General features: G+C 73.4%; 23 protein-coding genes. 6 read left to right on the plus strand and 17 right to left on the minus strand.

The features are described from left to right. Positions 1-34: 34 nt before the first annotated feature. The 11 genes from V6U81_RS09215 to V6U81_RS09265 all read right to left on the minus strand — a co-directional run bounded on the left by V6U81_RS09215 (position 35) and on the right by V6U81_RS09265 (position 10,494). On the minus strand, positions 35-1,108 hold the full coding sequence (locus V6U81_RS09215; protein ID WP_334486685.1) for a hypothetical protein: 1,074 nt from the start codon (positions 1,106-1,108) through the stop codon (positions 35-37). An 81-nt stretch (positions 1,109-1,189) separates the two neighbouring features. After that, entirely contained in the window at positions 1,190-2,761 is a 1,572-nt protein-coding gene (locus V6U81_RS09220; RefSeq protein WP_334486687.1) for a polyamine aminopropyltransferase, read from the minus strand. Next, a complete protein-coding gene (locus tag V6U81_RS09225) occupies positions 2,758-3,564 on the minus strand; it encodes a hypothetical protein (protein WP_334486690.1) in 807 nt (268 codons plus the stop codon). The genes V6U81_RS09220 and V6U81_RS09225 overlap by 4 nt, the downstream gene beginning before the upstream one ends. After that, positions 3,564-3,986 carry a DUF350 domain-containing protein gene (locus V6U81_RS09230; RefSeq protein ID WP_334486693.1) on the minus strand — a complete coding sequence of 141 codons (423 nt, stop codon included), beginning with the start codon at positions 3,984-3,986 and terminating at the stop codon, positions 3,564-3,566. Before V6U81_RS09230 ends, V6U81_RS09225 begins: the two co-directional genes overlap by 1 nt. Positions 3,987-4,016: 30 nt before the next feature. Beyond that, positions 4,017-4,442, minus strand: a complete 426-nt coding sequence (locus V6U81_RS09235) for a DUF4247 domain-containing protein (protein ID WP_334486696.1) — start codon at positions 4,440-4,442, stop codon at positions 4,017-4,019. Then, the gene (locus V6U81_RS09240; RefSeq protein ID WP_334486698.1) at positions 4,439-4,951 is read right to left on the minus strand and encodes a DUF2617 family protein; all 513 of its coding nucleotides are present in this window, start codon (positions 4,949-4,951) and stop codon (positions 4,439-4,441) included. The genes V6U81_RS09235 and V6U81_RS09240 overlap by 4 nt, the downstream gene beginning before the upstream one ends. A 2-nt stretch (positions 4,952-4,953) precedes the next feature. Then, complete coding sequence (locus tag V6U81_RS09245; RefSeq protein WP_334486701.1) at positions 4,954-5,586, minus strand: DUF4178 domain-containing protein; 633 nt, start codon at positions 5,584-5,586, stop codon at positions 4,954-4,956. An 83-nt stretch (positions 5,587-5,669) separates the two neighbouring features. Continuing rightward, positions 5,670-6,632 (minus strand): hypothetical protein, encoded by a 963-nt coding sequence (locus V6U81_RS09250; protein WP_334486702.1) that lies wholly within the window; start codon positions 6,630-6,632, stop codon positions 5,670-5,672. Between the two features lie 54 nt (positions 6,633-6,686). Next, positions 6,687-7,064, minus strand: a complete 378-nt coding sequence (locus V6U81_RS09255; RefSeq protein ID WP_334486705.1) for a hypothetical protein — start codon at positions 7,062-7,064, stop codon at positions 6,687-6,689. A 111-nt stretch (positions 7,065-7,175) separates the two neighbouring features. After that, positions 7,176-9,767 carry an ATP-dependent chaperone ClpB gene (gene clpB / locus V6U81_RS09260; protein WP_334486707.1) on the minus strand — a complete coding sequence of 864 codons (2,592 nt, stop codon included), beginning with the start codon at positions 9,765-9,767 and terminating at the stop codon, positions 7,176-7,178. Between the two features lie 85 nt (positions 9,768-9,852). Beyond that, positions 9,853-10,494 carry a TetR/AcrR family transcriptional regulator gene (locus V6U81_RS09265; protein WP_334486709.1) on the minus strand — a complete coding sequence of 214 codons (642 nt, stop codon included), beginning with the start codon at positions 10,492-10,494 and terminating at the stop codon, positions 9,853-9,855. Between the two features lie 82 nt (positions 10,495-10,576). Between V6U81_RS09265 and V6U81_RS09270 the strand changes: the two genes are divergently transcribed. Further along, positions 10,577-11,713 (plus strand): epoxide hydrolase family protein, encoded by a 1,137-nt coding sequence (locus tag V6U81_RS09270; protein ID WP_334486712.1) that lies wholly within the window; start codon positions 10,577-10,579, stop codon positions 11,711-11,713. 88 nt (positions 11,714-11,801) lie between these two features. Here the strand turns inward: V6U81_RS09270 and V6U81_RS09275 are convergent, their stop codons facing one another. Continuing rightward, positions 11,802-12,899, minus strand: coding sequence for a beta propeller repeat protein (locus V6U81_RS09275; RefSeq protein ID WP_334486715.1), 1,098 nt, complete (start codon positions 12,897-12,899; stop codon positions 11,802-11,804). A 32-nt stretch (positions 12,900-12,931) separates the two neighbouring features. Here V6U81_RS09275 and V6U81_RS09280 point away from each other — a divergent pair, with 32 nt between their 5' ends. The 3 genes from V6U81_RS09280 (at position 12,932) to V6U81_RS09290 (ending at position 15,248) form a co-directional block, all read left to right on the plus strand. After that, entirely contained in the window at positions 12,932-13,432 is a 501-nt protein-coding gene (locus V6U81_RS09280; RefSeq protein ID WP_334486717.1) for a cation:proton antiporter regulatory subunit, read from the plus strand. A 5-nt stretch (positions 13,433-13,437) separates the two neighbouring features. Continuing rightward, on the plus strand, positions 13,438-14,643 hold the full coding sequence (locus V6U81_RS09285; RefSeq protein ID WP_334486720.1) for a cation:proton antiporter: 1,206 nt from the start codon (positions 13,438-13,440) through the stop codon (positions 14,641-14,643). 173 nt (positions 14,644-14,816) lie between these two features. Then, entirely contained in the window at positions 14,817-15,248 is a 432-nt protein-coding gene (locus tag V6U81_RS09290; RefSeq protein WP_334486722.1) for a hypothetical protein, read from the plus strand. A gap of 107 nt (positions 15,249-15,355) precedes the next feature. On the opposite strand, the gene V6U81_RS09295 is transcribed toward V6U81_RS09290, so the two are convergent. The 5 genes from V6U81_RS09295 to dnaK form a co-directional block, all read right to left on the minus strand. Beyond that, the gene (locus V6U81_RS09295; RefSeq protein ID WP_334486724.1) at positions 15,356-15,565 is read right to left on the minus strand and encodes a hypothetical protein; all 210 of its coding nucleotides are present in this window, start codon (positions 15,563-15,565) and stop codon (positions 15,356-15,358) included. Positions 15,566-15,791: 226 nt separating this feature from the next. Further along, positions 15,792-16,229 (minus strand): heat shock protein transcriptional repressor HspR, encoded by a 438-nt coding sequence (locus V6U81_RS09300; protein WP_334486727.1) that lies wholly within the window; start codon positions 16,227-16,229, stop codon positions 15,792-15,794. Between the two features lie 28 nt (positions 16,230-16,257). Further along, on the minus strand, positions 16,258-17,445 hold the full coding sequence (gene dnaJ, locus V6U81_RS09305; protein WP_334486730.1) for a molecular chaperone DnaJ: 1,188 nt from the start codon (positions 17,443-17,445) through the stop codon (positions 16,258-16,260). A gap of 82 nt (positions 17,446-17,527) precedes the next feature. Further along, positions 17,528-18,283 (minus strand): nucleotide exchange factor GrpE, encoded by a 756-nt coding sequence (gene grpE / locus V6U81_RS09310; RefSeq protein WP_334486732.1) that lies wholly within the window; start codon positions 18,281-18,283, stop codon positions 17,528-17,530. Positions 18,284-18,331: 48 nt separating this feature from the next. Further along, entirely contained in the window at positions 18,332-20,185 is a 1,854-nt protein-coding gene (gene dnaK, locus V6U81_RS09315; RefSeq protein ID WP_334486735.1) for a molecular chaperone DnaK, read from the minus strand. A 209-nt stretch (positions 20,186-20,394) separates the two neighbouring features. Between dnaK and V6U81_RS09320 the strand changes: the two genes are divergently transcribed. Next, positions 20,395-22,239, plus strand: a complete 1,845-nt coding sequence (locus V6U81_RS09320) for a GTPase domain-containing protein (protein WP_334486738.1) — start codon at positions 20,395-20,397, stop codon at positions 22,237-22,239. Between the two features lie 17 nt (positions 22,240-22,256). Beyond that, the gene (locus V6U81_RS09325) at positions 22,257-23,918 is read left to right on the plus strand and encodes a GTPase (RefSeq protein WP_334486797.1); all 1,662 of its coding nucleotides are present in this window, start codon (positions 22,257-22,259) and stop codon (positions 23,916-23,918) included. The last annotated feature ends 41 nt before the right edge of the window (positions 23,919-23,959 follow it).

Genomic DNA, 23,959 nt, shown 5'->3' on the forward strand with positions numbered 1-23,959 from the left:
CGTCGGCGTCGCTGCTACGCGCCCGTCGGGCGGATCAGTCCGATCTGCCGCCGGACGACGAGCTGTCCGAGCCACCGGACGACGAGCTGTCCGGGCCGCCCGTGGAGGGCGGGGTGTCCGGCGTACCGGCGTCCGGCGTGCCGGGCGACGGGGCCGACGGTGACGTGTCCGCGGCGGGCGGGGACTGCCAGTCCGACTGCTGGCCGGGCTGGCCGGCGTGCGGCTGACCGGGCGTGGCCGGGTAGCCGCCCTCCGGGTAGCCCGGCTGCGGGTGACCCGCCTGGGGATGGCCCGCCTGCGGGTAGCCCTGCTGCGGGTAACCCTGCTGGGGGTAACCCTGCTGGGGGTAACCCTGCTGGGGGTAACCCTGCTGGGGGTAACCCTGCTGGGGGTAACCCTGCTGGGGGTAACCCTGCTGGGGGTAACCCTGCTGGGGGTAACCGGCCTGCGGGTAACCCTGCTGGGGGTAGCCCTGCCCGGGGTGGCCCGGGGTGGCCGGGTAGCCCGGGTAGGCGGCGCCGGGGACCGGCGGCTCCCAGGCCGGCTGCGGCTTACGGAAGAACTCGTTCGACTTCGGCAGCGCCAGCAGGATCAGCGCGGTGATGAGGGCAAGCAGACCGAGCACGCCGAGCAGGATGTTGACCGGGCCGTACCAGGACGGCAGCGCATCGTCGAGCCGGCGTTGGATCTCGTCCGGGCTCGGCCCGTTCCCGCCCGAAGCCCCGCCGGTGAAGCCACCGGTGGCGTTGCTGACCAGTCCGCCGCCGCTGCAGCAGATCAGGATGCCGCCGAGCACCCAGGTGGTGATCCGGGAGCCGTTCTTGCCCCGGTTGTTCAGCATGGCCAGCACGACCAGACCGACGGCGAGCAGCAGGGCGAAGATGGCGCCACCGACCGTGGCCGCGACAGCGATGTCGGGCACGGTCTCCGCGCCCTCGACGCCGCTGTCCCGGAAGGCGTCGGTCATCGCGTCCCGCACCGCGCCAATCGTGGAGAGCGCCACGATCAGGGCGATCACCTGGATGACGGCGAAGAGGATCAGCAGATAGCTGGAAATGGTCACGACGGACGGACGGGTCCGGGCCGGGGTGCTGTGGGAATCGACCATGATTCTCCTTCCCTTGATCGGCTCCCACCGTATCGACTCCGCCCCAACCCGACTCGACACGCGCCGGACGCCCCGTCGACGCTAGTAGCCGCGCCACTCCGTGCGGGCGTACTCCAGCACCCTGGGCTGCAACAACGTGGAGGCGGGCACGTCCAGTCGACGCCGGTCGGCGGGGAAGGCCGCCGCCGCGCGGAGCACCGACGGGTCCAGGAAGCGCAGCGGCGGCACGTCGGCCGGCAACTCCAGCGCCGGCGGGGTGGCGCCCGGCGCGGCCAGCACGAACCCCCAGTCGCCGAAGCTCGGCACGTCCACGTGGTACGGCACGGTGGCGAACCCGGCCGCCCGCACCGACGCCTCGATCGACCAGTACGACCGGGGCGCGAAGTACGGCGACCCGGACTGCACCACGAGCCGCCCGCCCTCGGCCAGCCGGGCCCGGATCAGCGCGTAGAACTCGACCGTGTAGAGCTTGGCGGTCGCCGTCTCGTCCGGGTCGGGCAGGTCGGCCACCACCACGTCGAACCGTTCGGTGGCCGTCCGCAGCCAGCCGAACGCGTCCAGGTTGAGCACCCGCACCCGCGGGTCGTCGAGCGATCGCCGGTTGAGCTCGCGCAGCTGCGACTCGGTGCGGGCGAGCGCCACCACCGCCGGATCGAGGTCGACCACGGTCACCCGGCGTACGTCCGGGTACTTCAGGATCTCCCGCACCGCGAGCCCGTCGCCGGCGCCGAGCACCAGCACCTCGCCGCGCGGGCCGCGCATCGCCGGGTGCACCAGCGCCTCGTGGTAGCGGTACTCGTCGACCGAGCTGAACTGGAGGTCGCCGTTGAGGAAGAGCCGCAGGTCGGTGTCGGCATGACCGGTCTCGCGAACCGACCGGGTCAGCACGATCTCCTGATAGCGGCTGCGCTCGGCGTGCACCACCGGGTCCCGGTAGAGCTGCTGCCGGGCGGTCAGCTCGAAGTCGGCGGCGGTGATCCAGGCGTACCCCAGGCAGAGGGCGACCACGACGGAGCCGGCGGTGAGCGCGACCCGCGCCCGGCGGCTCAGCTCCCGACGGAAGACCGTGCCGACCAGCACCAGCCCGGCGACCGCGTTCACCGCGCCCACCACCAGGGCGCCCTTGAGCTGGCCGAAGACCGGGATCAGCAGGAACGGGAAGGCCAGCCCGCCGAGCAGCGCCCCGACGTAGTCGGCGGCGAAGAGGTCGGCCACCGCGCTGCCGGCGGACTGCGCGCGGATGCGCTGCAGCATCACCATCAGCAGCGGGATCTCCGCGCCGATCAGCAGACCGAGCACGAAGGCGGTGCCGACCAGCGCCGGGCCGTAGAGGTCCAGCCAGGCGAAGGCGGCGTAGAGGCCGAGCACGGAGAGCCCGCCGAGCAGGGCGAGGGTCAGCTCGATCGCGGCGAACGCGGCGGCGGCCCGGGGCTGCAACGGCTTGGCGACCAACGCGCCGACACCCATCGCGAAGACCATCACGCCGAGCACGATCGAGGCCTGGCCGACCGCATCGCCGATCAGGTAGCTGCCGAGCGCGACCAGGGCCAGCTCGTAGACCAGGCCGCAGGCAGCACAGACGAAGACCGCGAGCAGCACCGCCGCGCGGGCCGCCCGCCAGTGCGCCGGGGCGCCCGGCGCGTCGGTGGTCACCCTCTCTCCGGGGTACGCGTCGTCGCCGGTTCCGCCCCGGCGCGCTGCGCGGGCACGGCCACGCGGCGGCGCTGCCGGCGGCGCTGCACCACCCCGACCGTGATCAGCAGCGCGGCGATCAGCACCAGGGTGGTGACGGCGACGAAGTAGCCCCAACGGTCCCGCCACAGGTCGTTGCCGGCGGCGGGCAGCGGCGACGGGCTCGCCGTATCCGGGGCCGGGGTGGCGGCCGGCTCGACCAGACCCTGCTCGGCGGCGAGCAGGGGCAGCATGACGGCGGCGCGGGTGATGGCCCAGCCCGGGTCGTCGACGAAGGCCTTCTCGGTGACCCCGAGCCGATCCAGCCCGCTCTTCATCCGGAGCAGGTCAACGGAGTCGACGTCGGCGGAGCCGGTCACGTCGACGTAGGCGTTGTCGTCGCTCTCGCTGCTCTTCGACGGGTAGTAGATGCGGGCGGACACCTGCACCCAGCGGGGGCAGGCCGGGTTGTCCTGGACCGCCACCCCGTCGCCGAGGTTCGAGCCGACGCTGACCGGGTCGCCGTAGTCGAAGTAGTCCTTCAGCACCCAGCCGTAGCAGACGCCCTGGCCGGCGGCGGACTGCGCCAGAATCGGCACGGTGTCGCCGCGCTCCTGCGCGGTCGGCGCCGACACGGTGGCGGAGCGGTCGTCGCCGAAGACGGTGCCCCAGCTCGGGTAGACGACCGTCCCTCCGCAGCACAGGACCACCAGGACGATGGTCCAGATGAGCGCCGGCCAGCCGCTCTTCTTCGGCTGCGCACCGGGCTGCTTGCCGGTCGACATCAGTTGATCGCGGCGGCGATGATCGCGCCGGTGGCGAGGTGGACGACGGCCGAGACCCAGACCGCGGGGTGCGGCTCCGGGTCGACCAGGAGCTCGCCGAGCCGGCCCGGCGTCGCCGCGTCGAGCAACAGGAACGCCCCGGCCATGATGACCAGGCCGAGGATGCCGTACGCGGCGGCGCCGACCAGACCGAGGACGAAGTCGTCCGCGCTGGCGGCGATCGCGGCGACCACGATGATGCCGACGCCGGCCAGGTTCGAGGCGAGCAGCAGCGCGGCGTTGCGGTTGCGCTCGGTCCAGATCAGCTCGTGGAGCTTGCCGGGGGTGGCGATGTCGACCAGGGCGTAGCCGACGGCCATCAGGACGACGCCGACCACGCCGTACGCGAGGGTGACCAGCAGGTCGGTGACGAGGGTCTGCACAGGGGACTCCAGGGGTGTCGTTCGGTCGGACTACTTGCCGGCGCCGGGGCCGCCGCCGCGCACGGTGCTGCCCCGCCCCCAGCCCCAGTGGTTGCCCACCGTGCGGTGGTAGCGCGGGTAGGCGGTGTTCAGCCGTTCCAGCAGGATCAGCGAGCCGGCGGCGAGCGGCAGGATGACCACGGAGTCGTCGTCGTAGCGCAGGTAGACGCCGCTGCCGTCGACGTACTGGTCGGCCGGTTGCCAGGCGTCCGACACCTCCTTCGCCACCAGGCTCGGGGCCTTGCCGGAGGTGTAGGCGACCGCGTCGCCGCCGATGTCCCGGCCCGTCGCCCGGCTGTACCGGTCCTGGACGTAGCCCCGCGGGGAGAAGCTGCCGTAGAAGATCGCGAAGGCGGCCACCAGCGCGCCGATGACGGCGAAGCACACCCCCACCACGAACCATCGCCGGTACGTCATCGCAGTGCCACCACCGTCTCGGTCAGGACCAACTCGTTCGTCTGGGGATACGCGTGCCAGGTGCGCCAGGCCACCGAGCCGTCCGGCGGGTCCGGGCGGACGGCCAGCGCGGTGACTGCGTCCGGGTCGCCGGGGAAGACGCCGACCAGCGCGTACGGGTCGTCGGCCAGGTCGGCGCGGAGCGCGGCGACCCGGGTACGCAGTTCACCGGCGGGTGGCCGGAGCACGGTGGCCGTGAACCGGTAGCCGCCGGCCTCGTCGTGCAGCGTGCCCGGCAGGTGCGGCGGGCCACCGGGCAGGCAGGCGACCGTCTCGGTGAGCGGAGCGGCACTGCCGTCGGCGGTCAGCACGACCTGGTGGGAGGCGCCGAGCAGGCGCAGCCGGAGCCGGACCCCACCGGGCAGGTCGAGGTCGCGGACGTGCAGGGCCGGGCGTTCCGGGCCGCCGAGGTCCAGGCTCAGGTCGGCGGCGCTGGTGTCGACGTACGGGGTGTCAAGCGAGACGAGCACGCTCAGTCCACCGTCCCGGCGCCGGCCTGCGGGTAGACCATCACCTCGGTGCGGTGCAGCCGCTCGCCCCGGGCCACCTCCCAGCCGGCCTCCCCGTACGCCTCGAAGGCGAGCCGGGAGCCGTCGGCGGCGCGGTAGTCGTGGTAGCGGACGGTGCCGCTCGGGTCGAGGCCGGTGCTGCCGGTGGCCGAGTAGCGGGCCTGCCCGGACTCCTCCCAGGAGTAGCTGCGGCCGGCGAAGTCGAGGGTCGGGGCGCCCGGGGTGAGCGGGGTGCCCGGCTCGGCGGCCCAGAGCACCAGTTCCAGGTCCGGGTCCTCCTCGACCGACAGCCAGCGCTTCACCCCGCCGGCGTCGTCGAGCAGGTGCTCCGCCCAGCTCCACGCCCCCTCGACGAGATGCACCGAGCCCCGGACCGCGTACGACACCTGGCGGATCTCGACGATGTCGCCGGGCTTGAGCTTGCGCGGGTCGCCGCGCAGGGCGTCGGCGTCGCTGTCCCGGAACGGGTCACCGGGCCCGGCCGTCGTCGTCGCCCGCCTCCGTCCACGTTGGATCGCGATCACCGCGATCACCACTCCGGCGACCCCGACGAGACACCCCACCGCCGTCACCAGGTACGCCACCGAACCGTCCACCGCGACCGCCTTCCCACGTGCGTTGGCGGGAACGGTAACAACCGCGCGCACCGGGGGACATCGGCCGGTTGCTGAGTGTTCGGTCAGCCACCGTGCGTGCCGCCGGGAGCGGTCGGGTCGGCGGGCGGCGGGGTGATGCCGCCGGTGTCCTGCTGCCCCTGCCCGGCGTCCCCCGGGGTCGAGGGCGCCGGTTCGGGCGCCGGCGCGGCCTCCATCGGCGGCGTCGGCGCAAAGGGCGACGTGCCCGCCGGATGGGGTGCCGGCGCGAAGGGCGACGGATACGGCGGGTAGGGCGCCGGCGGGTACTGGCCCGGCTGCGGTACGCCGTGCAGCCGCGGATCCGGGCAGACCATGTAGCCGGGCGGCAGCACGAAGGCCGCCGGCACCGGGTGGTAGCCGACCGGCGGCCGGGCCTCGGTCGCGGACCGGGGCACGAACCAGCGGTGCACGGTCGGCTGCACCAGCAGCACCACCACGGCGAGGGTGAGGCAGAAGACCAGCAGCAGGCTCAGCCCGCCGACGGCGAAGAGGACGTCCTCGGACCGGTCCGGGCCGCTGCCGTAGAGGGCGTCGAGGAACTTCGAGTCCTCCGGGAAGCCGGGGTCGTACTCGTCCGGGGCGTACTCGCCCGGGCCCTCGTCGAGGAAGAAGAGGAACGGGAGGAACAGGGCGCCCGAGCAGCCCTGGCCGAGCATGATCAACACCTGCACACCGGCGATCACGAACACCGTGATCCGGGCGGCGTTGCTGCCCCGGCGGATCCCGAGGGCGGTGACCGCGAGCGCGACCGCCAGCAGCACGGCGGGCACGCCGATCACGCAGGCCATCATGACGTTGCCGAACCGCTCGCCGGAGACCTCCTCCGGGTCGGCGTCCGGCACCAGCCGCAACGCCCGGTCGATCTCGCCGTTCCAGTGCACGGCCTGCCAGACCACCAGACCGGCCAGCACCAGCAGGAGCGCCGCGATGGCGAGCTGCAACCAGAACGCGACGGTGACGAGGCGGGGCCTGGGCGGGCGTACCGGCGGGGCGGCAGGTGCGGTCATGCCGGAAAGCTACGGCAGCGCCGGCGCTATCCGCTGTCCCGTTTCCGGCCGGATTCAGCTCCCGGCGAGCCGGTCGGTGGCGTACTCGCGCAGCGTGGTCGTGCCCATCACGCAGCCGGAGAAGGTGGTGAACCCACCCTCGTCGTCGCGCAGCGCCGTCCAGGCCTCCCGGGCCGCCGCCGGGTCGACCTCCTCGAGCAGCACCGCCGCGTACGCCCGACCGGCCGGCGAGGCGTGCGTGAGCAGCCAGTCCACCTTCTTCCGGGCCCGCTCCGGGTGCTCGCGGAGCGCCGCCTCCACGTGCCGGTACGCCTCCGTGGCCGGAAGGATCTGCGAGGCGATCCCCACGCCGCCGAAGGCCAGGGTGTCCGCCTTCGCGAGTTCCCGGATCGCCGCGTCCAGCTCCCGGTCCCGCTTCCCGATTCCCAACATGTCCTCCTACTGCCCGCTCGCCCCGCCCCCGACCCCGGTGATCATGAAGTTGTTGCCTGCCGTATCGGCGTGTCGGGACAACAGCTCCATGATCATCCGGGGGGAGTGGGGTCAGGCCGCGGTGACGGCTAGGGCGTCCTTGCTGTCGGCCAGGTCGACCCGGACCGTGTCGCCGTCGCGGATCTGCCCGGCCAGCAGGGCCTTGGCGAGCTGGTCGCCGATGGCGGACTGGACCAGCCGGCGCAACGGACGGGCACCGTAGATCGGGTCGTACCCGTGCTCGGCGAGCCACCCCCGGGCGGCATCGGTGATGTCCAGGCCGAGCCGGCGGTCCGCCAGACGCTTCCGCATCCGGTTGAGCTGGATGTCGACGATCTCGCGCAGGTCGTCACCGCGCAGTGCGGCGAAGACCACGATGTCGTCGAGGCGGTTGAGGAACTCCGGCTTGAAGTGGGACCGGACCACCGCGAGCACGCCCTCCCGGCGCTGCTCCTCGCCGAGCGTCAGGTCGCCGATCACCGACGACCCCAGGTTGGAGGTGAGGATCAGGATGGCGTTGCGGAAGTCCACCGTACGGCCCTGGCCGTCGGTGAGCCGGCCGTCGTCGAGCACCTGGAGCAGCACGTCGAAGACGTCCGGGTGGGCCTTCTCCACCTCGTCGAGCAGGATCACCGAGTACGGCCGGCGGCGCACCGCCTCGGTGAGCTGGCCGCCCTCCTCGTAGCCGACGTACCCGGGCGGGGCGCCGACCAGACGGGCGACGGAGTGCTTCTCGCCGTACTCGCTCATGTCGATGCGGACCATGGCCCGCTCGTCGTCGAAGAGGAACTCGGCGAGCGCCTTTGCCAGCTCGGTCTTGCCGACGCCGGTCGGGCCGAGGAAGAGGAAGCTGCCGGTCGGGCGGTCCGGGTCGGCGACGCCGGCCCGGGCCCGGCGGACCGCGTCGGAGACCGCGCCGACCGCCTCGGCCTGGCCGACCACCCGGGAGGCCAGCGACTCCTCCATCCGGAGCAGCTTGGCGGTCTCGCCCTCCAGCAGCCGGCCGGCGGGGATGCCGGTCCAGGAGGCGACCACGGCGGCGATGTCGTCCGCGCCGACCTCCTCCTTGAGCATCGCGCCATCGGCCTGGAGCCGGGCCAGTTCCTCCTCGGCGGTCGCCAGGTCGGCCTTGAGCGCGGGGATCCGGCCGTAGCGCAGCTCGGCGGCGCGTTCCAGCTCGCCGTCGCGCTCGGCCCGCTCGGCCTCGCCGCCGAGCCGCTCCAGCTCCTCCTTGGCGGTGGAGAGCTTGGTGATGTGGCTCTTCTCGGTCTGCCACCGCTCAGAGAGGGCGGTGAGCTGCTCCCGCTTGTCGGCCAGCTCCTTGCGCAGCCGCTCCAGCCGCTCGGCGGAGGCGGCGTCCGGCTCCTTGGCCAGCGCCATCTCCTCGATCTCGAGCCGGCGGACCGCCCGCTCGATCTCGTCCACCTCGACCGGACGGGAGTCGATCTCCATCCGGAGCCGGGACGCGGACTCGTCGACCAGGTCGATCGCCTTGTCGGGCAGGAACCGGTCGGTGATGTAGCGGTCGGAGAGGCCGGCGGCGGCGACCAGCGCGGCGTCGGTGATCCGGACGCCGTGGTGCACCTCGTAGCGCTCCTTGAGGCCGCGCAGGATGCCGATGGTGTCCTCGATGGTCGGCTCGCCGACCAGCACCGGCTGGAAGCGGCGCTCCAGGGCCGGGTCCTTCTCGATGTGCTCGCGGTACTCGTCCAGCGTGGTCGCGCCGACCATCCGCAGCTCACCGCGGGCGAGCATCGGCTTGAGCATGTTGCCGGCGTCCATCGAGCCCTCGCCCTTGCCGGCGCCCACGACGGTGTGCAGCTCGTCGAGGAAGGTGATGACCTGCCCGTCGGAGTTCTTGATCTCCTCCAGGACGGACTTGAGCCGCTCCTCGAACTGGCCGCGGTACTGCGCGCCGGCGACCATCGCACCGAGGTCGAGCGAGACCAGCTTCTTGTTCCGCAGCGACTCGGGCACGTCACCGGCGACGATCCGCTGGGCCAGCCCCTCGACGATCGCGGTCTTGCCGACGCCCGGTTCACCGATCAGCACCGGGTTGTTCTTGGTCCGGCGGGAGAGCACCTGGATCACCCGGCGGATCTCGGAGTCCCGGCCGATCACCGGGTCGATCTTGCCGTCCCGGGCGCTGGCGGTGAGGTCGACGCCGTACTTGGTCAGGGCCTGGTAGGTCTGCTCCGGGTCGGCGGTGGTGACCCGCCGGTCCCCGCCCCGGACGGTCGGGAAGGCGGCGACCAGGTTCTCCTCGGTGGCCCCGGCGTTCTTCAACGCGCCGGCGACCGCACCACCCACCCGGGCCAGGCCGGCGAGCAGGTGCTCGGTGGAGGTGTACTCGTCGCCGAGCGGCCGGGCGATCTGTTCGGCGGCGCCGATGGCGTTGACGAACTCCCGGGCCAGGGTCGGTTCGGCGATGCTGGAGCCGCGGGCGGCGGGCAGCGCGTCCACCGCGCGCTGGGCGACGCGGCGCAGCTCGGCGGGGTCCGCGCCGACGGCGCGCAGCAGGCCGGCGGCGGTGGAGCCGTCGGTGTCCAGCAGCGCCAGCAGCAGGTGCCAGGGCTCCACGGTGGCGTGACCGCGCTGGTTCGCCAGCGCGACGGCACCGGTGATGGTCTCGCGGCTCTTGGTGGTGAGACGTTCCGTGTTCATGGGCTCCCCCGGATCGGCGTGTCCACTAGGAAGGACGAAACCAGAGTTGAGCGTATTCCGCTCAACTCCAGGTATGTGACCCGGGTCACTCGGGTCGCTGCCACCGCCAGTCGAACTCCCCGGCGGCGGGCGGCGGCCCCGGCAGCGGGGGATCGGTGACGGCGAGGCCGGCCAGCAGCACCGCGAGATGCCGCCGGCGCAACTGCCGGGTCCGCTCGGGATCGGGTACGCGGATCGCGGCACACCCCTCCAGCAGCAGCCCGACGTCCTGCACCACCAGGTCGGGTCGGAGCCGCCCGGCATGCCGCGCCCGCTCCACCAGCGCCGCGGTGAGCTCGTTGGCCCGCGCCGCGTCCCGGCCCATCTCGGGCGTCGGGGTGAAGGTGCCGGCCAGGTGCACGGTCAGCGAGTGCACGTCGGCATCGACGACGCGCTCCAGGAAGCCGGCGAAGGCGTACCAGTCGTCCGGGTCGCCGGCCGCCTCCTCGGCCGCCTCGATGAACCGCCGCAGGCCGTCGTGGCAGAGCTTGCGCAGCAGGTCCTCCTTGCCCGCGTACCGCCGGTAGAGGGCACTGATGCCCACACCGGCGCGCTCGGCGACCGCGGCGATCGGAGCCTTCGGATCGGCGAGGAAGACCGCGCGGGCCGCCTCCAGGATCACCGCGTCGTTGCGCGCCGCCTGGGCACGCCTCCCGGCGAGCGGCGGGGTGTCGGTCGGGTTCGGCATGACCACAGAGTAGCAGTGGAACGGATCATTCCGCTCTGCTATCGTGAAGCGGAACGAAACATTCCGTTCTGAGGAGCAGCGCATGTCCAGCACCGCCATCCGCCCGTTCCGCGTCGACATCCCGCAGACCGCCCTCGACGACCTCACCGACCGGCTCCGCCGGGCCGTCTGGCCCGGAGAGCTCCCGGGCGTCGGCGACGCGTACGGCACGACCATCGACCGGATCCGCGACCTGGCGACGTACTGGCTGGAGAGGTTCGACTGGCGGGCCGTGGAGGCGCGGCTGAACGCCCACCCGCAGTTCGTCACCGAGCTCGACGGCGAGGACATCCACTTCCTGCACGTCCGGTCGTCCCGCACCGACGCCACCCCGCTCGTGCTCACCCACGGCTGGCCCGGATCGGTGGTCGAGTACCTGGACGTGATCACCCCGCTCACCGAGCCCACCGACCCCACGGCGCCGGCGTTCCACCTGGTCATTCCGTCGCTGCCCGGCTTCGGCTTCTCCGGGCCGACCCGCAGCGCCGGCTGGAACCGGTACCGCACCGCCCGGGCGTGGGCGGAGCTGATGGCCCGGCTCGGTTACGACCGCTACGGCGCGGTCGGCAACGACGCCGGCTCGATGATCTCGCCGGAGATCGGCCGCATCGACGCCGAGCACGTGCTCGGCGTCCACGTCACCCAGCTCTTCTCGTTCCCCTCCGGGGACCCGAGCGAGTTCCAGGAGCTCTCCGAGGCCGACCAGGCCGCGCTCGCGCACCTCCAGTGGTTCTTCGAGAACAAGTTCTCCTTCAACCAGGTGCAGAGCCAGCAGCCGCAGACCCTGGCGTTCGCGCTGGCCGATTCGCCGGTCGGCCTGCTCGCCTGGAACGGCCAGCTCTTCGACCGGAGCCTCGACCCCGACTTCGTGCTCGCCAACGTGGCGATCTACTGGCTCACCGGCACGGCGGCCTCGTCGATGCGGTTCTACTGGGAGGACGCGCACACCACCGAGCACCCGACCGGGCCGACGACGAGCCCCACCGGGCTGGCGATGTTCCCCGGCGACTTCCAGTCGATCCGCCGCTTCGCCGAGCGGGATCACGGGAACATCGTGCGCTGGACGGCGTACCAGACCGAGGTCGAGGGGCGCGGCGACGTGGGCGGGCACTACGCCGCGCACGAGGCGACCGACGTGCTGGTCGCCGACATCCGGGAGTTCTTCGCCGCGCTCCACTGAGCCGGCGGCAGGCGGGCGCCCGGTCGGGGACCCCCGGCCGGGCGCGTCGTCCGCGCGCCGGGCGGAACCGGTGCGCGCCGGTCGCCCGTCAGTCGCCCTCGACGGTCACCCGGATCCACCGGCGGTCCGTGCCGACGCCGGTGCCCAGCACCACCTCCGACGAGCCGCGGGCGACGACGGTGCCGTCGTCGAGGGTGGTCAGGTAGTGGTTGGGGCCGACCGGCCAGGCGACCGGGGTGTACCGGCCGTCGATCACCACACCCGCCCCGTACGGGCCGGTCACCGCGACCCGGCTGGCGCCGACCGGGGCCACCGACAGGATCCGGGAGGGGTAGGACTGCGCCGGCACCGACTCCCAGCGCCCCTGGTAGCGCCAGAGCGCGGGGAAGTCCAGCCGGTCCGGCCGCTCACCCACCAGCCACACCTGGCTGTCCGGGGCGACCCGCGCCCGGACGATCGACAGCTCCCCGTCGGCCGCCGGCACCGGGGTCCGCTGCCAGCTCCGACCCCGGTCCGTGGAGACCGCGGCGGACGGCCCGTCGCCCGCCACCCCCGCCGCCACCACCAGATCGTCGGCGACGGCGACGCTGTTCAGCCCCGGCACAGGCGGCTGGACGGCGAGCGGGCGCAACGTCCGGCCGTCCCACTCACCCACCCGCTCCGCGCCCTCGATGATCTGGAACCGCCCCTGCGCGGCCCGCCACGCCGGCGGCTCCCCGTCGGTGCGGACGAAGCTCGCGCCGCCGTCGGTCGACGCGTACCAGCCGTGCGGCTCGGCCAGGAGCGTGACCAGCCCCGGCGCGGTGTAGAGCTGCTGGTTGTCGGCCACCGGGCGCGGATGACGCACCTTCACCCAGGAGCGGCCACCGTCCAGGGTGGAGAAGAGCAGCGCTGGGCAGTTCCGGTCCGGCGGACGGCCGTCACAGCTGGCGAAGAGCGCCCAGCCGTGGGCGGCGTCGGCGAACTCGACGTACGGGTCGTCGTACCGCTGGGCGACGGCGACCCGGACGGCGCGTACCTCGTCGAAGCCGCCGGACGGCAGCGGCGCCGGCGCGGTCACCACCGGCCGGGGCGGCGCGGTCGTCGGGGCCGGCGGGTCCCGCCGGATGTCGCCGATCGCCGAGCAGGACCCGAGCACGGGTACGAGCAGGAGGACGGCCAGCGACCGCCGCGCGCGATCGATCATGACCTCCCCCTCCACCGGGTAGCCTTGCCCGGGTGCGAGTACGTGTCGAACAGACTGCCCTACCCGGGATCGGTGTGCGTCACGATCTGGTGACGGAATCCGGCCGCCGACTCGGTGTGGTCTCCCACCGCAACGGCCGTCGCGACCTCGTCCTGTACGACCCGGACGATCCCGACGCCTGCCAGGCGGACATCCCGCTCACCGACGACGAGGCGGAGGCGCTCGCCGACATCCTCGGCGCGTCGCTGATGCTCGGCCAGCTCTCCGGCCTGCGCGAGCAGGCAGCCGGGCTGCTCACCGAGCAGATCGCCATCCCGGCGGGGTCGAAGTACGTCAACCGGCGGCTCGGCGACACCAGGGCACGTACCCGCACCAGCGCCTCCATCGTGGCGGTGCTGCGCCAGGGCGAGGTGATCGTCTCGCCCGATCCCACCTTCCGCTTCGCGGCCGGTGACGTGGTGGTCGTGGTCGGGACCCGCAAGGGCCTCGACGGAGTGACCGCCATCCTCGCCGACAGTGACCCGGACGGCTGAGGCGGATGCACGAAACCACCACACTGCTCGTCGAGGTCGGCGCGCTGCTGCTGCTCCTCGGTCTGCTCGGCCGGCTCAGCCGGCGGTTCGGGGTCTCCCCGATCCCCCTCTACCTTCTCGCCGGCCTCGGCTTCGGGCACGGCGGCCTGCTGCCGCTGAACGCCAGCGAGGAGTTCTTCGCGGTCGGCGCCGAGATCGGTGTCATCCTGCTGCTGGTCATGCTCGGCCTGGAATACAGCGCCAACGAGCTCGTCGGCAACCTCCGCTCGGCGGCGCCCGCCGGCCTGATCGACGCGGCGCTCAACGCGCTGCCGGGCTTCGCGTTCGCGCTGCTGCTGGGCTGGGACTGGGTGGCCGCCGTGGTGCTCGGCGGAATCACCTGGATCTCGTCCTCCGGGGTGATCGCCAAGGTCCTCGGCGACCTGGGCCGGGTCGGTAACCGGGAGACCCCGGTGATCCTCTCCGTGCTGGTCATCGAGGACCTGGCGATGGCGCTCTACCTGCCGCTGGTCACCGCGCTGCTGGCCGGCGTGGGACTGGTCAAGGGCGGGATCGCGCTCGGCGTGGCGGTGCTCACCGTCGTCGTCGTGCTGGTGGTCGCCATCCGGTACGGCCACCTGATCTCCGCGGCCCTGTCGGCGAAGGACCCGGAGGCGCTGCTGCTCGGCGTGCTCGGCCTGACCCTGCTGGTCGCCGGCGTGGCGGCCAAGCTCCAGGTCTCCGCCGCGGTCGGCGCGTTCCTGGTCGGCATCGCCCTCTCCGGGCCGGTGGCGCACCACGCCACCGAGCTGCTCTCCCCGCTGCGGGACCTCTTCGCCGCGGTCTTCTTCGTCTTCTTCGGGCTCGTCACCGACCCCCGGGACATGCCGCCGGTGCTGCTGCCGGCGCTGGCCCTGGCCGTGGTCACCATGGGGACGAAGCTGCTCACCGGCTACCTGGCGGCGCGCCGGGCCGGGATCGCCGAACCCGGCCGCTGGCGGGCCGGCTTCGCGCTCATGCCGCGCGGCGAGTTCTCCATCGTCATCGCGGGGCTGGCGGTGGCCGCCGGCACCGTCGAGCCCCGGCTGGCGGCGCTCGCCACGGCGTACGTGCTGATCACCGTGGTGACCGGTCCGATGTTGGCCCGACTGCCCGACATGGGCTGGTTCAAGGCGTGGCTGCGGCGGCGCAGCCCGGTCCGTCGTACCGAGCCGCTGCCCACGGCCGACTGAGCGCGGGCGGCCGGGTCGGCCGTACGGCCGATCCGGCGCCGGTCCGGCCGTCGCCGAATTGCTCCCATCAGGGGCTTCCGCCAGCTGGCGAGGGCGCGCTACCGTGGCGCCCCAGCAGGCCAGTCTCCGCAGGTGGGCGGGGCCCCCGCGGGTACACGAGCGGAAGGTTGCCGGTGAACGTGCAGGAGTCGACGTTCCACGGCTTCGCCAACCCCGTCGATCCGTCGCCGGCGGAGTTGCGGGCCTGGGCATACCAGCCGGATTCGGTCCCGCTGACCTCCATGCCGCCCGACTGGGACCTGCTGGTCGCCGGGGATCACCTGGTGCTCACCCTCTTCGACCTGGCCATGGACCCGGCCTGCCCGGCCCGCCGGTTCGCGCTGCACTGCCTCTACATCTACGCCGCGGACGGCATCCGGACGAACTTCCGCGCGCACCCGAAGCGGCGCTTCCGCAAGCTGGTCGAGCAGGCCGAGCGGGACGGCGACGAACTGATGGGCACCTGGGCGCACAACAGCCGGATGCTGCTGGCCCGGCAGGACCTCTTCGTCTACCGGGACTGGTGCGAGGGCGGCCTGGTCCGGGAGAACCGCCGGCTCGCCTGACTGCGAGCACGGCCTCCGACCGGCGTCACCGCGTCCCGGCCCGCACGTCTTGGACGGCGAACGGGCCGGGACCCCCCGTGGGTCCCGGCCCGCACGTCGGTGGACCGTCAGCGTTGCGATCCACCCTGGTTCCGGCGTCTGGCCTCGGTGCGTCCCTGGTCGATCCCGTGGTCGACCTGGTCGGCGAACCGGCCATTCTTGATCATGTCGGCGAACCTGCCGTCGCCGAGCCGCTCGAATCCCTCCCGGACGTTCTCGGCCACCTTCTCGAGCCGGTCCTCCGCCTGCTCGGCCACCTTCTTCGCCGCTTCCGCCATGGCTCCCCCTGCCAGTTCGGAGTCCGGATTGAGCTGGTTGGACCTGATTACCAGGCTAACGGAACCGGCCCGGCCCGCGCCGGAGAAATTCGGGAACCGCAGGCCAGGCCGGGCCCGGTCCAGAGAAGAACGACGGTCGGTGGAACACGAGGTACGTCACCGGGCCGCCGAGACAGCCGTGGTGTTCCACCCGCCGTCCGGGCCACGCCGACGCGGAGGGGGTGGATCAGCGGTCGGTACGCCGGGGGCGCCAGACCACCAGCGCGGTGGAGGTGCGGTTGGTCGGCACCAGGTCCCCGCGCGGAAAACCGCCCAGCGACTCCAGCTCGGCGATCCGCCGGTACGCGGCGTCCAGCTCCGCCTCCAGCCGCGCCACCCGCTGCTGCGCCTGCTCCAGCAGCCGCTCCAGCCCGATGATCCGCTTGACCCCGGCCAGGTTGATCCCGTCGTCCTGGCTGAGCCGCTGCACCTCGCGCAGCAGTACCACGTCCCGCACGCTGTAGCGACGCCCGCCCCCGGCCGCGCGGCCGGGCTGCACCAGGCCCAGCCGGTCGTACTGGCGCAGTGTCTGCGGGTGCATGCCCGCCATCCGTGCCGCGACCGAGATCATCAGCACCTTGGCCTCGTAGGCAGGGTCACCCGAACCGACGAACCCGTCCGACATCCCACTCACCTCCGCACCACTCCACCGGTCAGCCGACCCGACGCACCCGCGCGTCGAGATGTTCGCGGCCGGCCGGCGGCGTCGACCCGGCGAACGTCTCCAGCGCCGCGCGGGCCTCGTCCGACACCGTCGCCGGCACCACCACGTCCAGCGTGACCAGCAGGTCACCGGCCTGACCGTCGCGCCGGACCACACCCTTGCCCCGGGCCCGCAGCACCCGCCCGGACGGCGTGCCCGGCGGGACCCGCAGGGTCACCGCGCCGTCGAGCGTGGGTACCCGCAGGTCAGTGCCGAGGACGGCCTCCGCGAAGGTGATCGGCACGGTCAGGGTCAGATCGTCTCCGGTACGCCCGAACAGGTCGTCCGGCCGGACCTTCACCTGGACGAACAGGTCGCCCGCCGGACCACCGCGGTCGCCCGGCTCACCGCGCCCGGTCAACCGGATCCGCTGCCCGTCGGCCACCCCGGCGGGGAAGCGGACGTTCAGCGTGCGGGTCTTGGTCACGCCGCCGGTGCCGTGGCACTCCGGGCACTTCTCCTCGACCACGGTGCCGACGCCCTGGCAGTTGCGGCACGGCTCGGAGAAGCTGAACGACCCCTGGTTGCGGGTGGTCACCCCGGCGCCCTGGCAGACCGGGCAGGTCTTCGGCTGAGTGCCGGGCTTCGCGCCGTTACCGTGGCAGGTGTCGCAGACCCCGGGCGCGCGCAGGGTCAGCGGCAGGGTCACCCCGCGTACCGCGTCCTGGAAGTCCAGCGCGACCTCGGTCTCCACGTCGCGACCCCGGGCCGGGCCACGGGCACGCGCCGGCCCGCCGGGGCCGCCGCCGGAGAAGATCGAGCTGAACAGGTCGGTGAAGCCACCGCCGCCGAACCGGGTGTCCGTACCGCCGCCACCGGCGCCGAACAGGTCGGAGACGTCGAACGGCACCCCGCCCGGCTGGGCGCCGCCACCACGGGCGTTGCGCCGGAACGCGCCCGAGCCGAACAGCGACCGCATCTCGTCGTACTCGCGGCGCTTGGCCTCGTCGCCGAGCACCGCGTACGCCTCGGAGACCGCCTTGAACCGCTCCTCGGCCTTCGGGTCACCCGGGTTGTGGTCCGGGTGCGACTCCCGGGCCAGCTTCCGGTACGCCTTCTTGATCTCGTCTGCGGAGGCGGACTTCTGCACGCCGAGCGTGGCGTAGTAGTCCTTCTCGATCCAGTCCTTGGAACTCACCGGTCCACCCCCTTCCGAGTGATGTGGCCCGGTCGCCCCGCCCGCCGTGCGACGGCGGGCGGGGCGACCGGATGGTCGTGCACTATTCCGGGTCGGCGACCGCGACCAGCGCGGGCCGCAGCAGCCGCTCGCCGAGCTGGTAGCCCCGGCGCATCACCTGTACGCAGGTCGGCTCGTCGACGTCCGGCGAGGTCTGGTGCGCGACCGCCTCGTGCCGGGTGGGGTCGAACGGGTCGCCCTGCTCCCCGAAGGGGGTCAGGCCGAACTTGCCCAGCGCCGTGGTGAGCTGCTCGGCCACCGTGCCGAAGGGGCCGACCAAATCGCCGTGCTCCCGGGCCCGGTCCAGGTCGTCCAGGATCGGCAGCAGCGCGGCGAGCACCGAGCCGGTCGCCTGCTCCTGGACCACGCCCCGGTCCCGGTCCACCCGCTTGCGGTAGTTGGCGTACTCCGCCGACACCCGCTGCAGGTCCCGGGTCCGCTCGTCCAGCTCGGCCCGGAGGGCTTCCAGCTCGGCGCCGAGCGGGGAGCCGGCCGCGCCGCCGTCGACCGGCTGCGCGGGGGCGTCCACCACCGGCGGGCCGGCCGGGGTCGGACCGTCGATCGAGGTGGCCTCGATCTCGATCTCGTCGACCACGACCTCGCCCTCCTCGACCAGGCCATCGGCCGGGACGTCCGTCCCGGCGTCGGCGGCAGCGGGCTCCTCCTCGGTCTTGCCGATCTTGCGGTTGTTGCGGATGACGACCCGCGGCCCGTCGCCGGCGGCCTGCTCGGCGGGCGCGGAGCCACCCGGCGCCGACCCGGTGGCGGCCGGGTCGGCGGCTCGTGGCTTCTCCGTCATGCGACTACCTCGATTTCTGTGCCGTGGGTCGGGGTCCGGGACGGACCGTCACTTCTTGTCCTCGTCCACGATCTCCGCGTCGACCACGTCGTCGGCGGCACCGGCCTGCGGGCCACCCGTGGCACCCGCGCCCGGGCCGGCCGCGCCGGGCTGCTCGCCCTGCTCGGCCTGCTGCGAGTAGAGCAGCGAACCGGCCTGCTGGGAGACCTGCGCCAGCCGCTCGTGGGCCGCCTTGATCTTCTCGATGTCCTGGCCGCCGAGCGCGCCACGCAGCTCACCGAGGGCCTCGTTGAGCTGCTCCCGGTTCTCGCTGGGCAGCTTGTCGCCGCTCTCGGCGAGGAACTTCTCGGTCTGCCACTGCAGCGCCTCGGCGACGTTGCGGGTCTCCGCCTCCTCGCGGCGGCGCTTGTCGTCGTCGGCGTGCTCCTCGGCGTCCCGGCGCATCCGCTCGATGTCGTCCTTCGGCAGCGAGGAGCCGCCGGTGATCGTCATCTTCTGCTCCTTGCCGGTGCCGAGGTCCTTGGCGTGCACGTTCACGATGCCGTTGGCGTCGATGTCGAACGTGACCTCGATCTGCGGCACGCCGCGCGGCGCCGGCGGCAGGCCGGTCAGCTCGAAGGTGCCGAGCTTCTTGTTGTAGGCCGCAATCTCCCGCTCGCCCTGAAAGACCTGGATCAGCACCGACGGCTGGTTGTCGTCCGCCGTGGTGAAGACCTCGGAGCGCTTGGTCGGGATCGTGGTGTTGCGCTCGATGAGCTTGGTGAAGATGCCGCCCTTGGTCTCGATGCCCAGGCTCAGCGGGGTCACGTCGAGCAGCAGGACGTCCTTGACCTCGCCCTTGAGCACGCCGGCCTGGAGGGCGGCGCCGACGGCGACGACCTCGTCCGGGTTGACGCCCTTGTTCGGGTCGCGGCCGGTGAGCTGCTTGACCAGGTCGGTCACGGCCGGCATCCGGGTCGAACCACCGACCAGGATGACGTGGTCGACGTCGGAGACCTTGATCCCGGCGTCCTTGACGGCCTGCTCGAACGGGCCCTTGCAGCGGTCCAGCAGATCCTGCGTCATCCGCTGGAACTCGGCGCGGCTGAGCGTCACGTCGAGGTGCAGCGGGCCGGCGGCGCCGGCGGTGATGTACGGCAGGTTGATGTTGGTGGTGGTGGCGGCGGACAGCTCGATCTTGGCCTTCTCGGCCGCCTCGCGGAGCCGCTGCAGAGCCATCTTGTCCTGGCCCAGGTCGATGCCGTGCTCGCCGCGAAAGGTCTTCACCAGGTGGTCGATGATGCGCTGGTCCCAGTCGTCACCACCGAGGTGGTTGTCACCGCTGGTCGACTTGACCTCGATGACGCCCTCGGCGAGCTCCAGCAGGGAGACGTCGAAGGTGCCGCCACCCAGGTCGAAGACCAGGACGGTCTGCTCCTTGGAGCCCTTGTCCAGCCCGTACGCCAGGGCGGCCGCGGTCGGCTCGTTGACGATCCGCAGCACGTTGAAGCCGGCGATCTCACCGGCCTCCTTGGTGGCCTGGCGCTGGCCGTCGTTGAAGTAGGCGGGGACGGTGATCACCGCGTCGGTGATCTGCTCACCCAGGTAGGCCTCGGCGTCCCGCTTGAGCTTCATCAGCGTGCGCGCCGAGATCTCCTGCGGGGTGTACTTCTTGCCGTCGATGTCGACGGACCAGTTGGTGCCGATCTCCCGCTTGACCGAGCGGATCGTCCGGTCCGGGTTGGTCACCGCCTGGCGCTTGGCGACCTCACCGACGAGCACCTCCCCGTTGCGGGCGAACGCGACGATCGACGGGGTCGTCCGCGAGCCTTCAGCGTTGGCGATGACGGTGGGCTCACCGCCCTCGAGAACGCTGACGCAGGAGTTCGTCGTGCCGAGGTCGATACCGACCGCACGTGCCATCTTCGCTTCCTCGCTTCATAACGTTTAAGCAGGTCGGAGGGCCTGCCCGGCGGGTCGCCCGCAGCGACCGCACCACAAGTTGAGTGAACTTGACTCAATAGTGCCACGCCGTCGCCAAACCGCAAGTCGAGGTTGAGTCCACCCGGCGCAACCCGACCGTTATTACCGTCCGGTTGTCTTCCCTTGCATCGGTCGGGCACGCTTTAGCGGTGACGACGCACGGCGATCCCGCCACCCGGTCCGGCGCGCCCACCGTCGCCGCCCGCTCCGGGTCGTCGGAGGCTGGGGGGGCTTTGCCCGGCACCGCCGGGGACGGCCTGCCGGCCGCGCTGACCGGGCTCCGGGCCGCGATCGGTGCCGCCCGGTTCCCACTGACCCTGCCCTCGGCCGAGCCCGCCCGGCGTACCGCCGCCGCCCTCAACGACCAGCTCGACGACTACCTGCTGCCCCGGCTCGCCCGACTCGACGCGCCCCTGCTGGTCGTCGTCGGCGGCTCCACCGGCGCCGGCAAGTCGACCCTGGTCAACAGCCTGGTCCAGGCCCGAGTCAGCGCCGCCGGGGTGCTCCGGCCGACCACCCGCTCACCGGTGCTGGTCTGCAACCCGGCCGACTCCGGCTGGTTCCGCCGCGGCGAACTGCTGCCCGGCCTGACCCGGACCAACGAGCCGAGCGAGGATCCCCGCACCCTGCACCTGGTCACCGCGCCCGCGCTCCCCGCCGGCCTGGCCTTCCTCGACGCGCCCGACATCGACTCGGTGGTCGACGCCAACCGCGCCCTCGCCGGCCAACTGCTGGCCGCCGCCGACCTCTGGCTCTTCGTCACCACCGCCGCCCGCTACGCCGACGCCGTCCCCTGGGAGCTGCTGCGCAGCGCCCGGGCCCGGGGCGCGGCGATCGCCATGGTGCTCGACCGGGTGCCGCCGGAGGCCGCCGACGAGATCTCCGCCCACCTCTCCGAGATGCTCGCCGCCCAGGACCTCGCCGCCGCGCCGCTCTTCGTGCTGCCGGAGACCTGGGTCGACGGGCAGGGCCTCCTGCCGAACAAGGTCACCGCGCCGCTGAGCGCCTGGTTCGCCCGGCTCGCCGCCGACGCCGAGGCCCGCGCCGCCGTGGTCCGGCAGACCCTGGACGGCGCGCTCGCCTCGCTGCACCCGACGGTCGAGGCGCTGGCCGACGCCGCCGACGAGCAGGTCACCGCCGCCGCCGCCCTGGACGACCGGGTCCAGGCCGCGTACCGGGGGGCGCGGCGGTCGGTCGAGGAGGGGCTCAGGGACGGTCGGCTGCTCCGCGGCGAGGTCCTCGCCCGCTGGCAGGAGTTCGTCGGCACCGGCGAGTTCTTCCGTACGTTGGAGGCGCGCATCGGCCGGCTACGCGACCGCCTGGTCGCCGCGGTCTCGGGCCGTCCCGCCCCCGCCGTCGAGCTGCGCAACGCCATCGAGTCCCAGCTGGTCACCCTGCTGCGCGGGGTGGCCTCCGAGGCGGCCGAGAACGCGTACACCGGGTGGCGGGCGCACCCGGCCGGAGCGGCGCTGCTCGACCCGGCGCTCGCCCACCCCACCGACGACCTGCCCGACCGCGCCGAGCGGATGGTCCGCGACTGGCAGCGCGGCGTGCTGGAACTGGTCAAGGAGGAGGGCGGCGACCGACGGTTCGTGGCCCGCACCGCCGCGTACGCGGTCAACGCCACCGGCCTCGCCGTGATGATCGCGGTGTTCGCCTCGACCGCGTTCATCCCGACCGGCCTCGAGGTGGCCACCGGAGCCGGCACCACGGTCGCCGCGCAGGCCGTGCTCCAGGCGATCTTCGGCGACCAGGCCGTTCGTAACCTCGCCAACAAGGCCCGGGACGACCTGCTGGAACGGGTCCGCGCGCTGCTGGACGAGGAGGCGGCCCGCTTCCTGACCCGCACCGCCGACGCCCGCCCCGGCGCGGACGCCGGCGCCGAGCTGCGCCGGGCCGCCGGCCGGGTCGAGGTGGCCCGGCACCGCAGCGGCCTGGCCGACCACCACGGGTCGGCGCTGCCCTCCCCCAGCACCGAGGGCGGCGCCCGGTGACCAACATCGTCGGCCGGATGCGCGAGGCGTTCCGGGGCGACCAGCGGGTGGACGCGGACGCCCTGGTGGCCCGCCTCGACGCCGTCCGCCGCTTCCTCGGCGCGGTGGACGGCCAGCTGCCCGACTCCCGGCTGGTCGCCGCGAACACCCTGGTCGAGCGGGCCGGCACCCGGCTGGCCCTGTCCCGGGACCACACCGTGGTCGCGCTCGCCGGCAGCACCGGCAGCGGCAAGTCCAGCCTCTTCAACGCCCTGGCCCGGCTGGAACTCTCCCCGGTCGGAGTGCGTCGCCCCACCACGGGGGTGGCGCACGCCTGCGTGTGGGGGCAGCTCGACGGGGCCAACCGGCTGCTCGACTGGGTCGGTGTGCTGCCCCGGCACCGGTTCGTCCGGGAGAGCGCGTTGGACGCCGACGACGAGTCCGGCCTGCACGGGCTGATCCTGCTCGACCTGCCCGACTTCGACTCGGTGCAGCGGTCCCACCGGCTGGAGGTGGACCGGCTGCTCGGCCTGGTCGACCAGGTGGTCTGGGTGGTCGACCCGCAGAAGTACGCCGACCGGGTGATCCACACCAGCTACCTGCGTGAGTTCCACCGGCACAAGGACGTCACCCTGGTCGTGCTCAACCAGGCCGACCGGCTGGCCCCGGCCGAGCTGCCCCGGGTCCTGGCCGACCTGCGCCGGCTGCTCGACGCCGACGGGCTGGACGGCGTGCCGCTGCTGGCCACCACCGCCGTCGACCCGGCCGGGCTGGAGGGGCTGCGCCAGGCGCTGGAGCGTACGGTCACCGAACGGCAGGCCGCGCTGCGCCGGCTCGCCGGCGACGTGGACATCGTGGTCGACGGGCTGGACGAGCTGGTCGCCGCCGAGGTGCCGAAGGGCGCCCCGGACGACGCGACGGTCCGGGAGCTGGACCGGGCCCTGGCCGGCGCGGCCGGGGTCCCGTCGGTCGCGGAAGCGGTCGAGGGGGCGTACCGGCACCGCGCCGGCGGCACCACCGGCTGGCCGCTGGTGCGCGGTTTGCGCAAGCTGCGGCCCGACCCGCTGCGCCGGCTGCACCTGCCCGGGCCGGCCACCGATCCGGACCGGCCGGAGGAGAGCCTGGTCGCGGCCACCTCGGTGCCCGACCCGACGGCCGCCCAGCGGTCCGCCCTCGGCCTGGCGATCCGCGCGGTCGCCGACCGGACCGGTGCGGAGCTTCCCGCACCCTGGCCCGCCGCGGTTACCGCCGCCGCCCGCTCCCGCCTCACCGACCTGCCGGACGCGCTGGACCGCGCGGTCGCCGGCACCGACCTGGGGATGGATCGGCGGCCGATCTGGTGGCGGATCGTCGGCGCCCTCCAGTGGCTGGTCACCCTCGCCGCCGTGGCCGGCCTCGGTTGGCTGGCGCTCGGCTACGCGCTGCGCGCCCTCGGCCTGCCCGAGCTGGAATACCCGCTGGTCGGCGAGGTGCCGCTGCCCACCCTGCTGCTCCTCGGCGGACTGCTCGCCGGGCTGCTGGTGGCGGCGGCCACCCGGCCGGTGATCCGGTGGGCTGCCCGGCGGGCCCGGCAGCGGGCCGAGAGACGCCTGACCACCGCGGTGGCCGAGGTCGGCGGGGCGTACGTGATCACTCCGGTCCGCGCGGTCCTGGAGCGGTACGGCCAGGCGCGGGAGGCGCTGCGGGACGCCGGCCGCTGAGGGCTGGCGCCGGAAGGCCGGTGGCGGCGTAGGGTCGGTCC

This window comes from Micromonospora lacuserhaii, from assembly GCF_036902735.1.
Lineage (GTDB): Bacteria > Actinomycetota > Actinomycetes > Mycobacteriales > Micromonosporaceae > Micromonospora.